At 73.2% G+C, this 12,894-nt stretch carries 13 protein-coding genes; 8 read left to right on the forward strand and 5 right to left on the reverse strand.

What is annotated here, in order from left to right; genetic code table 11:
* Positions 1 to 79 precede the first annotated feature (79 nt).
* From MTP13_RS16840 to MTP13_RS16860, 5 genes are all read left to right on the forward strand, one after another.
* Positions 80 to 1,402, forward strand: a complete 1,323-nt coding sequence (locus tag MTP13_RS16840) for a bifunctional o-acetylhomoserine/o-acetylserine sulfhydrylase (protein ID WP_243568801.1) — start codon at positions 80 to 82, stop codon at positions 1,400 to 1,402.
* A gap of 221 nt (positions 1,403 to 1,623) precedes the next feature.
* Positions 1,624 to 2,829: a homoserine O-acetyltransferase MetX gene (gene metX, locus MTP13_RS16845; protein ID WP_243568802.1), complete on the forward strand. Its 1,206-nt coding sequence runs from the start codon at positions 1,624 to 1,626 to the stop codon at positions 2,827 to 2,829.
* A gap of 111 nt (positions 2,830 to 2,940) precedes the next feature.
* Positions 2,941 to 4,095, forward strand: a complete 1,155-nt coding sequence (locus tag MTP13_RS16850; protein ID WP_243568803.1) for a sensor histidine kinase — start codon at positions 2,941 to 2,943, stop codon at positions 4,093 to 4,095.
* Positions 4,092 to 5,336 carry a hypothetical protein gene (locus MTP13_RS16855; RefSeq protein ID WP_243568804.1) on the forward strand — a complete coding sequence of 415 codons (1,245 nt, stop codon included), beginning with the start codon at positions 4,092 to 4,094 and terminating at the stop codon, positions 5,334 to 5,336. Before MTP13_RS16850 ends, MTP13_RS16855 begins: the two co-directional genes overlap by 4 nt.
* Complete coding sequence (locus MTP13_RS16860; RefSeq protein ID WP_189086340.1) at positions 5,337 to 5,993, forward strand: response regulator transcription factor; 657 nt, start codon at positions 5,337 to 5,339, stop codon at positions 5,991 to 5,993.
* A gap of 39 nt (positions 5,994 to 6,032) precedes the next feature.
* Here MTP13_RS16860 and MTP13_RS16865 read toward each other — a convergent pair whose 3' ends face one another.
* The 4 genes from MTP13_RS16865 to MTP13_RS16880 all read right to left on the reverse strand — a co-directional run bounded on the left by MTP13_RS16865 (position 6,033) and on the right by MTP13_RS16880 (position 9,371).
* Positions 6,033 to 7,310: an MFS transporter gene (locus tag MTP13_RS16865; protein ID WP_243568805.1), complete on the reverse strand. Its 1,278-nt coding sequence runs from the start codon at positions 7,308 to 7,310 to the stop codon at positions 6,033 to 6,035.
* A gap of 81 nt (positions 7,311 to 7,391) precedes the next feature.
* Positions 7,392 to 7,697, reverse strand: coding sequence for a thiamine-binding protein (locus MTP13_RS16870; protein ID WP_230766043.1), 306 nt, complete (start codon positions 7,695 to 7,697; stop codon positions 7,392 to 7,394).
* Between the two features lie 8 nt (positions 7,698 to 7,705).
* Positions 7,706 to 8,056, reverse strand: coding sequence for a hypothetical protein (locus tag MTP13_RS16875; protein ID WP_243568806.1), 351 nt, complete (start codon positions 8,054 to 8,056; stop codon positions 7,706 to 7,708).
* A gap of 1 nt (position 8,057) precedes the next feature.
* On the reverse strand, positions 8,058 to 9,371 hold the full coding sequence (locus MTP13_RS16880) for a hypothetical protein (RefSeq protein ID WP_243568807.1): 1,314 nt from the start codon (positions 9,369 to 9,371) through the stop codon (positions 8,058 to 8,060).
* Between the two features lie 103 nt (positions 9,372 to 9,474).
* On the opposite strand from MTP13_RS16880, the gene MTP13_RS16885 reads away from it, so the two are divergent.
* The 3 genes from MTP13_RS16885 to MTP13_RS16895 are packed head-to-tail and all read left to right on the forward strand — an operon-like array spanning position 9,475 to position 11,997.
* Positions 9,475 to 10,311, forward strand: coding sequence for an ABC transporter substrate-binding protein (locus MTP13_RS16885; RefSeq protein WP_243568808.1), 837 nt, complete (start codon positions 9,475 to 9,477; stop codon positions 10,309 to 10,311).
* Between the two features lie 34 nt (positions 10,312 to 10,345).
* Entirely contained in the window at positions 10,346 to 11,212 is an 867-nt protein-coding gene (locus MTP13_RS16890; RefSeq protein WP_243568809.1) for an amino acid ABC transporter permease, read from the forward strand.
* A complete protein-coding gene (locus tag MTP13_RS16895) occupies positions 11,209 to 11,997 on the forward strand; it encodes an amino acid ABC transporter ATP-binding protein (protein ID WP_243568810.1) in 789 nt (262 codons plus the stop codon). The genes MTP13_RS16890 and MTP13_RS16895 overlap by 4 nt, the downstream gene beginning before the upstream one ends.
* 36 nt (positions 11,998 to 12,033) lie before the next feature.
* Here the strand turns inward: MTP13_RS16895 and MTP13_RS16900 are convergent, their stop codons facing one another.
* Positions 12,034 to 12,882 carry an ADP-dependent NAD(P)H-hydrate dehydratase gene (locus tag MTP13_RS16900; protein ID WP_243568811.1) on the reverse strand — a complete coding sequence of 283 codons (849 nt, stop codon included), beginning with the start codon at positions 12,880 to 12,882 and terminating at the stop codon, positions 12,034 to 12,036.
* Between the last annotated feature and the right edge of the window lie 12 nt (positions 12,883 to 12,894).

Below are 12,894 nucleotides of genomic sequence, written 5' to 3' on the forward strand. Positions count from 1 at the left end.
TGCCCGGCCTGCGCGCCCCGCCTAGCGTGGTCGCAACACGGCCGGGCCACCCGAGCCGGCCGAACCGAAGGAGAGCTCGATGAGCAACGCAGCCGACTGGCGCTTCGAGACCAAGCAGGTCCACTCCGGCGCCGCCCCCGACCCGATCACGAAGGCCCGCGCGACCCCGATCTACCAGACGACCTCGTACGTCTTCGACAATGCCGAGCACGCGCAGAACCTCTTCGCGCTCGCCGAGTTCGGCAACATCTACACCCGCATCCAGAACCCGACCCAGGCGGTCGTCGAGGAGCGGGTCGCCGCGCTCGAGGGCGGCACGGGCGCACTGCTGCTCGCTTCCGGCCAGTCGGCGGCGACCTTCTCGGTGCTGAACATCGCGCAGGCGGGCGACCACATCGTCTCGTCGAGCTCGATCTACGGCGGCACCTACAACCTCTTCAAGTACACGCTCGCGAAGCTCGGCATCGAGACCACCTTCGTCGAGAACCAGGACGACGCCGAGGAGTGGCGCCGCGCGGTGCGCCCGAACACGAAGCTCTTCTTCGCCGAGACCATCGGCAACCCGAAGATCAACGTGCTCGACATCGGCCTCGTGTCGGGCATCGCGCACGACGCCGGCATCCCGCTCGTCGTCGACAACACGATCGCGACGCCGTACCTCATCCGTCCGTTCGAGCACGGCGCGGACATCGTCATCCACTCGGCGACGAAGTTCCTCGGCGGCCACGGCACCACCATCGGCGGCATCATCGTCGACGGCGGGAAGTTCGAGTGGTCGAAGAACGTCGAGAAGTTCCCCGGCCTCACCGAGCCCGACCCCTCGTACCACGGCGCGAGCTACACGGCCGCGGTCGGCGACGGCCTCGCCTACATCATCAAGGCCCGCGTGCAGCTGCTGCGCGACCTGGGCGCGGCGATCTCGCCGAACAGCGCCTGGCTGCTCATCCAGGGCATCGAGACGCTGTCGCTGCGCATCGAGCGTCACGTGCAGAACGCGCAGGAGATCGCCGAGTGGCTCGACGACCACCCGGACGTCGCGAGCGTGAACTACTCCGGCCTGCCCTCGAGCCCCTGGTACGCGGCGGCGAACACCTACGCCCCGAAGGGCGTCGGCGCGGTGCTGTCCTTCGAGCTGAAGGGCGGCGTCGACGCGGGCCGCGCGCTCGTCGACAACCTCTCGCTGTTCTCGCACCTCGCGAACATCGGCGACGTGCGCTCGCTCGTCATCCACCCGGCCTCGACGACGCACTCGCAGCTCACGCCCGAGCAGCAGCTCACGAGCGGCGTGACGCCGGGCCTCGTGCGGCTCTCGGTCGGCATCGAGAACATCGACGACCTGAAGGCGGACCTCGAGGCCGGCCTCGCCGCCGCCCGCGCCGCCTCGGAGGCGCTCCGCGCGTAACGCGAAGCCCAGCACGACCCGGATGCCGCAGGCCGACGCCTGCGGCATCCGTCGTCTCCCCTTCCACAACTCAGGAACATCTGCCGGTTATGGCCGTCGTCATCCGCCCGATCCGCGTCGCCCCTGGCTGGCCCTCCTGAGTTGTGCGAGGGCGACGGTGGCCGGACGCCTCGACCGTAACAATGCCCGCGCGCCCCGCGCGCTCGGGGAGAATCGAAGGCATGGACTGGCAGACGCAGGCGGACGTCGTCCCGGCGAGCATCGTGCCGGAGGCGCGGGCGCACAGCCTGCTCGGCCGAGCCCCGGCGACCGGCGCCTGGCGCATCGGCGACCCGGTCGGCGACCGCCGCTTCGCCGAGATCGGCGCGGTCCGGCTCGAGTCCGGCGAGACGCTGCCCGAGGTCACGATCGCCTACGAGACCTGGGGCGAACTCTCCCCCGCGCGCGACAACGCCGTGCTCGTGCTGCACGCGCTCACGGGCGACAGCCACGTGCTCGGCTCGGCTGGGCCCGGCCACCCGAGCGCCGGCTGGTGGGAGGACGTCGTGGGCCCGGGCCGCGCGATCGACACCGAGCGCTGGTTCGTCATCGCCCCGAACGTGCTCGGCGGCTGCCAGGGCTCGACCGGCCCGGCCTCCCTCGCGCCCGACGGCGCCGAGTGGGGCGGCCGATTCCCGTTCCTGACGATCCGCGACCAGGTCGCCGCGCAGCAGGCCCTCGCCGACGAGCTCGGCCTCGAGCGTTTCGCCGCCGTCGTGGGCGGCTCGATGGGCGCGATGCACGTGCTCGAGTGGGCGATCACCGCCCCCGAGCGGGTCGAGCGGATCGCCGTGCTCGCCGGCCCGCCCGCGGCGACCGCGGACCAGATCGCCCTGAACTCGGTGCAGCTCGAGGCCATCCGCTCCGACCCCGCCTTCGCCGGCGGCGCCTACTACGACGCCCCCGACGGCGAAGGCCCGAGCCGGGGCCTCGCACTCGCCCGCCGGATGGCGATGCTGAACTACCGTACGGCGACCGAGCTCAACGACCGCTTCGCGCGCAGCTGGCAGTCGGGCCTCGACCCGCTCGGCGGCGGCGGCCGGTTCGCCGTCGAGTCGTACCTCGACTTCCACGGCAACAAGTTCACCCGGCGCTTCGACGCGAACAGCTACCTCGTGCTCACCGAGGCGATGAACTCGCACGACGTCGGCCGAGGGCGCGGCGGGGCGGCGACGGCGCTCGCCGGCATCGAGGCGAAGAGCCTCGTGCTCGGCATCGAGAGCGACCGGTACTTCCCGCTCGCCGGGCAGCGCGAGATCGCGGCGCAGCTGCGGCGCAGTGTGCACGGGCCGGACCCGGTCGTCCTCGACTCCGAGTACGGCCACGACGCCTTCCTCATCGAGTCCGACGCCGTGGGCCGCGCGATCGCGGCGCTGCTCGCCGCCTGAGCCTCCGGCGGGCGCGCGTCGCCGCTCGAACGAGCGCCACCGGCCCGCTCTGCACTAGGGTTCGACTATCGGGCTTCCGTCGCGGGCGCCCTTGTTCGGCTGAGGAAGATCGTGCATCGCATCCACAACGAACGCGATCGGCTCCTCGCCCGGATCGCGCGGCTGACCGGCCTCTCCGGGTGCGCCGGGGCGGTGCTGTGCCTGCTCGTGCCGGACTCCACGGGCCTCATCGCCCGGATCGTCGCCATCGTGCTCATCCTGCTCGTGGCCGGCGCGATCGTGCTGCACACCGAACGCGGCGAGCTCGGCCCGGCGCTCGGCGCGGTGGCGGCGGGCGTCGCCGCCATCCTCCTCGTGGGCCTCGACACCCCGGGCCCGGCCGGATCGACGGCCATCGCGGCCATCGCGGGCGCCGCGACGGCCGCGCTCGCGCTGACCCTCGTCCCCCGACGCCACGGTCAGCTCATCGTCGCGAGCCTCGCCGCCGTCGTCGTCATCGCCGTCTGGATCGGCGCGGTCGCCGGCCGCGGCTCGCTGCTGCCCATCGTCGCCGCGATCGCGGGCTGGGCGGCCTGCGGCCTGCTCGCGACCTGGACGGCGCGCGCGATCGACCGGGCCGCCGACCGCATCTCCGAGGTCGGTCGGGCGCACGAGGCGGAGCGCCTCGCGAGCGAGGCGGAGTCGCAGCAGCGCCAGGACGCCCGGCTGCTGCACGACACCGTGCTCGCGACCCTCAGCCTCCTCGCGCACTCCGGCGTCGGCGTGGGCCAGGCCGCCCTCCGCGACCAGGCGCGCGACGACGCCCGCCTGCTGCGCCAGCTGCGCCTGGGCGTGCCGCTCGAGGTCGGCTCGCACCCGATGTACGCGCCCGAGGCCGACGAGGACGCGCTCGGCTCGACCTTCGAGTCGGTCCGCCAGCGTTTCGCCCGGATGGGCCTCGACGTGAACTGGCACGGCGCCGGCCAACTGCTGCTCCCCCGGGACAGCCTCGACGCGCTGCTCGGCGCGCTCGGCGAGTGCCTCGAGAACGTGCGCCGGCACTCCGGCGTGAACGAGGCGGACGTCACGGTCACCGACGACGAGCGTGCGGTGCGCGCGATGATCACCGACGCCGGCACCGGCTTCCAGACCGACGCGGTCGAGCCCGGCCGGCTCGGCTTCGCCGAGTCGGTGGTGGGCCGTCTGCACGCCGTCGGCGGGCGCGCCAGGGTCTTCTCCTCCCCAGGGGCCGGAACGACCGTCATGCTCGAGGTGCCGAAGCCGTGAGCGGACTGCACTCGACCATCGAACGCTCGTTCCGGCGACCGGCGCGCTCGGCGCGCGCCGCCGTCGACATGCGCGAGCGCCACGGTGGTCGGCGGATGTCTGCGGGCATCACGATCGCCGCGGCGGTGCTCGTCGCCGGGCACTTCGTGCACCTCCTCGCCACGGCCGGCGCCTATCCGGCCGGCCGGGACCCCTGGGCGGCGTGGATCGCGCTCGCGGTCGTCCTCGCCGGCGGCGTCGTCTCCCGGCTGTTCTCGCCGCGGATGCCGGCCTGGGTCTACCTCGCGCTGTTCACCGCGCTCGCGGTGCCGGTTGGCCTCGACCTCGTCGCGACCCAGGGCCTGCTGCACCTCGGCGTCGCGCCGACGGCGGCCGCGGCATCCGCCGTCGTGCTGATGCCCGTGACGACGCTGCGCGGCCGCCGCGTGCCCGTCGTGGTCGCCGGGGTCATCGGCGCGGCGATCGCGATCGTCTCCCTGCTGCAGCTGCCCGCCGCCGGCTCCCTCGTCGTCGTCGGCGTCGCGGTCGCCGCGTCCGCCGTGCTGCCCGTCGTCGTCGCCGCACTCGCGATCGTGGGGTTCCGCCGGCTCGTCGGGCGCGAGCTCGACCTCTCGCTCGTGCAGAGCACGGTGCAGACCCCGCGCAGCGCGGTCGGCATGCGCGCCTCGGAGGAGCTCGCACGGCTCGACTTCGACGCCGAGTCGCTGCTCGAGGACGTCGGCTCCGGACGGCTGCCGATCCCGCTGCCGACCGACGCGGCGCTCCGGGCCGGCGCGCTCGCGGCGAAGCTGCGGGTCCGCCTCATCGAGGGGCGCAGCGACACCTGGCTGAAGCACGCCGTCACCGAGTCGGCGTACCTCAGCCGCCGCGTCACGATCGACGACCCGGAGGGCGACGCCGGTGTCCTCGCTCCGGCCCAGCGCGACGGTCTGCTGCTCACGCTCTGGCTGATCGCCGGCGAGCGGCGCCCGCGCCGGGCGGCCGGCGCGAGGGTGGTCGTGCGGGTCCGCAGCGAGCCGTTCGACGACGACGAACGTGGCCCGCTCGCGATCGAGATCGAGGTCTCCGGCGTGGCGCGGCGTCATCTGGACCCCGCCATCTGGGATGCACTCGGTAGTCTCGGAAGTCACGAGGTCGTGTCCACATCGGATTCGATCAGGATCGAACTCGTCTGCCCGGTCGACCCGAACGCCCCGGCAGCCGCTTCGGCGCCTCGAGGCGCCCGAACGAGGGGAAGATGAATGCCTGAACCGGCCGCACCGATCCGCCTGGCGATCGTCGACGATCACCGCATGCTGCTCGGCGCCCTATCCGAGTGGCTGCGGGGTGCTGCGCCCGACATCCAGCTCGTGGCCGCGGTGCCGTCCTGGTCGGAGCTGCTCGCGCATCCGGAGTTCCCGGCCGACGTCGTGCTCCTCGACCTCGACCTGCGCGACAACATCCCGGTCTCCCTGAAGCTGTCGATGCTGAAGTCGGCCGGCGTGCAGACGATGCTGATGAGCACCTACTCGGAGCCCGCGGTGGTCCGCGAGGCGCTGAACGCGGGCGCGCTCGGCTACCTCGTGAAGTCGGAGCCGGTCGAGACGATCGTCGAGGCGATCCGGGCGGCGCGGCTCGGCGACTCGTACATCACGCCCGAGCTCGAGACGACCCTCGCCGACGCCGACGCGGTGCAGGCGCCGAAGCTGTCGGCGCAGGAGCGGCGCGTCATGGCGCTGTACGGCGCCGGGCAGCCGGTGAAGGCGGTCGCGTTCCAGCTCGGCATCTCCGAGGAGACCGCGAAGAGCTACCTCAAGCGCATCCGCGAGAAGTACCGCGTCGCCGGTTACGACGTCGGCACGAAGGTCGCGCTCCGCAAGCGCGCCATCGCCGACGGCATCCTGCTGCAGACCGACTGACGCGGCGCGCGGCCGGCGCCGCGCGGCCGGCCGCTCCGCTCAGTCCCGCTCGGCCGCCGCGACCGCCCCGGTCGCGTACGGCACGTCGACGCCGCGGCCGATCCGCCGCCGGTCGAGCGCGAAGCTCGCGAACGCGAGGGCGATGCCCGCGAGCGTCAGCGCGAAGCCGACCCAGATCGGGGCGAGGTAGCCGAGGCCGCCGGCGATCACGAGGCCGCCGAGCACCGCGCCCATGCTGTTGCCGACGTTCAGCGCCGAGTGGTTCAGCGCGGCGGCGATCGACTGGCTGTCGCGGGCGACGTCCATGAGGCGGGTCTGGATGGTCGGCGCGAGCGCCGAGGACGTCACGCCGACGAGGAAGACCCCACCGAAGAGGCCGAGCGGATGGCTCGCCGTGAGGGCGAGCAGCAGCAGTGCCGCCGCGAGGGCGACGAAGAACAGGTACATCGTGCGGCGCACGCTCCAGTCGGCGAGGCGGCCGCCGATGAGGTTGCCGACGGTCATGCCGAGGCCGGTCGCGACGAGCACGAAGGGCACGAAGGCCGCTTCGAGCCCCGTCACCTCGGTGGCGAGCGGCGCGATGTAGCTGTACATCGCGAAGAAGCCGCCGAAGCCGATCGCGCCGATCGCGATCGCGAACCAGACCTGCGAGCGGCGGAAGGCGCCGAGCTCGCGACGGATGCTCGCCGCGGGGTCGCCCGCCTGCCACGGCACCGCCGCCGCGATCGCGAGGAAGGTGAGCACGAAGATCACGGCGACGGCGAGATAGGCGATCCGCCAGCCCGCGAGCTGCCCGAGCCAGGTGATGCTCGGCACGCCGACGACGTTCGCGATGGTGAGCCCGGAGAGCACGAGCGCGACGCCGCGGGCGCGCTTGCCCGGCCCCATCAGGCTCGCCGCGACGAGGGAGGCGATGCCGAAGTACGCGCCGTGCGGCAGCGCGGCGACGAAGCGGGCGACGAGCACGAGGCCGAAGCTCGGCAGCAGGGCCGAGGCGAGCGTGCCGAGGGCGAACCAGGCGGCGAGGGCGAGCAGCAGCCGCTTGCGCGGCCACTTCGCCGCCGCCGCGGCGATGGTGGGCGCCCCGACGACGACGCCCAGCGCGTACGCGGAGATGAGCCAGCCGGCCTGCGCGTTCGCCTCGTCGGGCGAGGTGGCGGCGAGGCCGGGCAGCAGATCGCCCGCGATGTCGGGCAGTAGGCCCATCGCGACGAACTCGGTGGCGCCGATGCCGAAGCCGCCGAGGGCGAGCGCCAGCAGCGCGAAACGGAGACGGGCCGGCGACAGCGTCGTCGGCCCGGAGGAGTCGGGGATCACCCGGCGATTCTGTCACGCCTCGAATCGATTCGACAAGCGGATGCCGTCATCCGCCGTCGTGCGTCCGTGCGAGCGCGCCGACTATGCCTCGTCGATCGCCTGCTCCAGCCGCTCGACCTTCGCGTCGAGCTCGCCGGCGTAGCCCGGGCGGATGTCGGCCTTCAGCACGAGCGAGACGCGCGAGCCGTACGCGCCGACGGCCTCGGTCGCCCGCCGGACCACGTCGAAGACCTCGTCCCACTCCCCCTCGATCTCAGTGAACATCGAGGTGGTGCGGTTCGGCAGCCCGGACTCCCGCACGATCTTCACCGCCGCCGCGACGGCGTCGTGCACCGAGCCGTCGCTCCGCCCCGTGCCGCTCGGCGCGACTGAGAATGCCACCAGCATGTCTGCTCCTACTCCGTGTTCTCGTGAATCACCCGGTGCGAGGAGAACCACGCCCTTGCCTGGTTCTCCGAGGCGAGCGCAGGGCTCTCGGCGAGGCACTCGTTGCACCGTGCGAATGTTTGGTCCCACTGGACCCAGATGTGCGGGGACCCCTTCGGCACCCACTTCGGCGCCCAACGCACGTCGAACGCATATTGGATGTTCGCCGTCAGTGCCCAGGCCAGTCTCTCCAGGGCGTCGGCCTCGAGCCCCAGGTCGCAGAGCATGTTCTCCGCATCGAGCTGCTCCAGAATGTTCGATTGGAGCAACTCGAGATGCGGGGAGCCCCACTCCTCGCTGTCCCGCAGTACGCGGATCATCTCAGTCCCTCCCGCCGATCGCCCGCCCGAGTCTCGATCCTGACTCCATCGACTGCGGTCGGGTGTCCACCGGGAGCGCGACCCGGCTTCCAGCCTGCCACAACCGTCGCAGCGCCCACGCGAGCAGCAGCGCGAGCAGCGCGACCTTGCCCGTCAAGAGCAGCACGAACGCCGGGTCTGCGACGAGCAGCCAGCCGTACCAGTACGGGTAGATGACGTGGGTGAGCAGCGCCGCGCCGGCCGCGAGCAGCGCCGGCACCGCGAAGCGCGCGGGGCGCAGCACGAGCCCCAGCACGATCGGGGCGGCGAGCCAGGTGACGAACTGCGGCGAGCCGACCTTGTTGCCGAGCAGCAGCACCACGACGAAGGCGAGCGCGAGCGGTGGCAGCAGCCGGCCGAACGGTGCGCCACGTCGCGCCGCGCGGATGCCGACGGCGAGCACGGCCGCGACGCCGACGGCGAGCAGCGGCGTGGTGAGCCAGGCGGCGGTCTCGACGCCGGGTCCGTACACCTGGTAGGTCAGGATCTCGCGGTCGTAGGCGATGTGCACCCCGGGCGCGCCGGCGACGATCGCCCACAGCCAGGGCACCGCGAGCGGCGCCTCGACCTGGAGCCCGCGGCCCGCCTGCTCGCCGATGAAGCCGATCGCGTTGGCGCCCGCTCCGGCGACGACGCTCACCGCGAGGATGCCGAAGCTCAGCGCGAGCGCGATCATCACGACCTCGGCCCTGCGGCGGAGCGCCACGACGAGGGCGGCGACGAGAGCGGCCGGCCAGACCTTGATCCACGCGCCGATGGTGAGCAGCACGGCGGCGACGCGGGGCCGGCCGGCGGCCCAGAGCAGGCCGAGCATCGCGAAGGGCACGGTGACGGCGTCGATCCGGCCGAGCGCGATGGGCCCGAGCAGCGCGAGGAAGCCGAGCCACCACCAGGCGGCGAGCCGGCGGTGCCTGGAGAAGGCCGCCCGCCCGAGCAGCACCGCGAGGGTGATCCCGTTCAGCACGGTGACGAGCGCGAGCCACGTCTCGCCGAACCACGGCCCGCCGAACGCGAGGGACGCCGCCATCGGAGCGAAGGCGAGGATCGGGTACACCCACGGCAGGTCGATGCCCATTCGCGCGTAGCCGTGCGCCGCGTTCTCGGCCCAGATCCGGTACACCCCGGTCACGTCGCCGAGCGGCAGGCCCTGCGCGAAGAGATTGAGCGCGATCAGCGCGGCGTGCACGAGCGCGAACGCGATCCAGATCGCGCCCCGCCCGGCCAGAAGACGGCGGATGCCACGGCTCGATCGACGACCCCCCACCCGATCCGGCATGGCTCAGAGCCTAGCCGCGCCGGGCCGTCATACGACGCCATGCGGGCTGCGGAATGCGGCGAGTTCGGCCAAGCTGGAGTCATCCCGATCGGAAGGCCCCGCCATGACCCGTCGCACGCTCACCGCCGTCGCCCTCGCCGCCGCAGCGGCCCTCGCCCTCGCCGGCTGCACCGCGGGCGGTGACGGCCAGGCCGCCGGCCCGAGCGCCGAGGGCTACGTGACCGACGGCAAGCTCACGATCGGCACCGGCCAGCCCGCGTACTTCCCCTGGGTCATCGACGACGCCCCCGAGTCCGGCGAGGGCTTCGAGTCGGCCGTGGCCTACGCGGTCGCCGACGAGCTCGGCTTCACGAAGGACGACGTGGTCTGGGTGCGCTCCACCTTCGAGCAGGCGATCGCGCCGGGACCGAAGGACTTCGACTTCAACCTCCAGCAGTTCTCCATCACCGACGAGCGCAAGCAGGCCGTCGACTTCTCCTCGCCGTACTACGAGACCACGCAGGTGGTCGTCACGGTCGACGCCTCGCCCGCGGCCGGCGCGACCACGATCGCCGAGTTGAAGCCGTTCAAGATCGGCGCCCAGACCGGCACGACGAGCCTCACCGCGGTCGAGCAGACGATCGCCCCCGAGGGCGGGGCGCAGATCTTCAACACGAACGACGACGCGAAGCTCGCGCTGCAGAGCGGCACCGTCGACGCCATCGTCGTCGACCTGCCGACCGCGTTCTACCTGACGGGCGCGGAGCTCGACGGCGGCAAGATCATCGGCCAGCTGCCCTCGACGGGCGGCGGCGACCAGTTCGGCCTCGTGCTCGCGAAGGACTCCCCGCTGACCGAGAAGGTCACCGCCGCGGTCGACGCGCTGCGCGAGAACGGTACGCTCGACGAGCTCGCGGCGAAGTGGCTCGGCGGCGACGACACGGCGCCCGTCCTCAAGTGACCCGCGTGGCCGCTCCGGCCGCTCCGGCGGCCGCATGAGCGCAGCATCCCCCGACGGCGCCTGGCGGCCGAGCGAACTCGAGCTCGGCCGCCGGGCGTTCCGCCGTCGGCAGACCTGGCGATCGGTGCTCGTGAGCGCCCTGAGCACGCTCGTCTTCGCCGGGCTGCTCGCCTGGGCGGTGCTCGGCTCGCCGGGGTGGGCGCGGGTCGCGGAGACCTTCTTCGATCCCGAGGTGGCGATCGCCTCCCTCCCGCGCATCGCCGAGGGGCTGCTGCTGAACCTCCAGGTGCTCGTCTTCGCCGCCGTCGGCGTGCTGCTCGTCGCCATCACGCTGGCGACTCTGCGCACCCTCCGCGGCCCGGTGTTCTTCCCGCTGCGGGCGATCGCGGCCGGCTACACCGATCTCTTCCGCGGGGTGCCGCTGCTCATCGTGCTCTACCTCGTCGGCTACGGCGTGCCCGCGCTCGAGTTCTTCCCGCGGCTGCCGGTCGCGGTCTGGGGCACGATCGCGATCGTCCTGGTGTACTCGGCGTACGTCGCCGAGGTGTTCCGCGCCGGCATCGAGGCGGTGCACCCCTCGCAGCGGCTCGCCGCGCGCTCGCTCGGCCTGAGCCACGCGCAGACGATGCGCCGGGTCGTGCTGCCGCAGGCGATCCGCAAGGTGACGCCGGCGCTCATGAACGACTTCGTCGCGATGCAGAAGGACGTCGGGCTGATCTCGGTGCTCGGCGCGGTCGACGCGGTGCGGGCGGCGCAGATCGAGACGGCGCACTACTTCAACTTCACGCCCTACGTCGTCGCCGGGCTGCTGTTCGTCCTCCTCGCGCTGCCGATGGTCCGGCTCACCGACTGGGTGACGGCGCGGATGCGGCGACGCGAGCAGATCGGGAGCATCGTATGAGCCGCGCAGCCGACGGGGCGCAGCCGCCCGCCGGGGCCGCGGGCGAGCGCGAACCCGTGCTCGCCCTCTCGGGCGTCCGCCGCGCGTACGGCGAGCACGTCGTCCTCGACGGGGTCGACCTCGAGGTGCGCGCGCACGAGGTCGTCGCGCTCATCGGCGCCTCCGGCTCGGGCAAGTCGACGCTGCTGCGCACCGCGAACCTCCTCGAGCCGATCGACGACGGCGTCATCCGGCTCGCGGGTCGCGACATCAGCGATCCGCGAGTGGATGCCGATGCGGTCCGCGCGCGGATCGGCGCCGTCTTCCAGCACTACAACCTGTTCCCGCACCTGAGCGTGCTCGACAACGTGACGCTCGCCTCCCGCCTGGTGCATCGCACGCCGAAGGCCGAAGCGGAGCGCCGCGGGCAGGAGCTCCTCGCCTCGATCGGCCTGGCCGACTTCGCCCGCGCCTACCCCGACCGGCTCTCGGGCGGGCAGCAGCAGCGCGTCGCGATCGTGCGGGCCATCGCGACCGGACCCGAGCTGCTCCTGCTCGACGAGGTGACGAGCGCCCTCGACCCCGAGCTCGTCGGCGAGGTGCTGGCCCTCGTCCGCTCCCTCGCCGACGGCGGCACGACCATCCTGATGGCGACGCACGAGATGGCGTTCGCACGGGACGTCGCCGACCGGGTGGTGTTCCTCGACGGCGGCCGCATCGTGGAGCAGGGGCCGTCGCGGCAGTTCTTCGCCGCTCCGCGCGAGGAGCGCACCCGCGCGTTCCTCGCCCGTGTGCTGCCCGGCTGACGCGCGGCCGCTTCCGACGACGGTCCGGCGGGGCGTTCAGCCCGCGAGCTGACCCAGCACCCGCTGCACCTGCGCGGTGATGTCGGAGGCGACGATCGGGCCGCCGTCGACCGCGGCGACGGCCCGCTCGGCGGCGAGCCCGTGCACCAGCACTGCGGTCGCGGCGATCGGGGCGAGCGCGTGCGCGTCGTTCGCGAGGCGCTCGTGGGAGCCGGCGACGAGCGCGCCGAGGATGCCGCCCAGCACGTCGCCCGAGCCGGCGGTGGCGAGCCGGTGCGTCGGCGCGGTCACGGCGATCGCCGCGCCGTCCGGATCGGCGATGTGCGTCACCGCGCCCTTCAGCAGCACGACGACGCCGATCTCGCGCGCGGCGCGCGCCGCCCACGCGGCCGGGTCGCTGCGGACCTCCTCGACGCTCGTGCGCACCTCCCGGTCGGCGAGCAGGGTCGCGAGCTCGCGAGCGTGCGGGGTGATGACGGTGGGCGCCGAATGCGCGCCGACGAGGTCGAGGGCGCCCGCGTCGAGCACGACCGGGAGGCCGGAGGCGAGCGCGTGCTCGAGCTCGCCGATGAGCACGAAGGAGCGGCGCGAGGGGTCCATGCCCGAGCCGAGCAGCCAGGCCTGCACCCGGCCGGAGGTCGTGACCACCTCGGGTGCGCGGGCCAGCACGAGCGCCCGCACGGGGCGCGGCCCCGTGTAGCGCACCATGCCGACGCCGCTCCGGGTGGCGGCCTCGACCCCGAGCAGTGCCGCCCCGGGGTACTCGTGGGAACCGGTGACCACCCCGAGCACGCCGCGGGAGTACTTGTCGTCGTCCGCGGTGGGCGGCCGCAGCCACTCCGCCGCGTCCCCGGCCTGCCATTCCTGCCATCCGCCAGCGCTCATGCTCCAACGATA

The sequence above is a fragment of the Agromyces soli genome, assembly GCF_022811605.1.
GTDB classification, from domain to species: domain Bacteria; phylum Actinomycetota; class Actinomycetes; order Actinomycetales; family Microbacteriaceae; genus Agromyces; species Agromyces soli.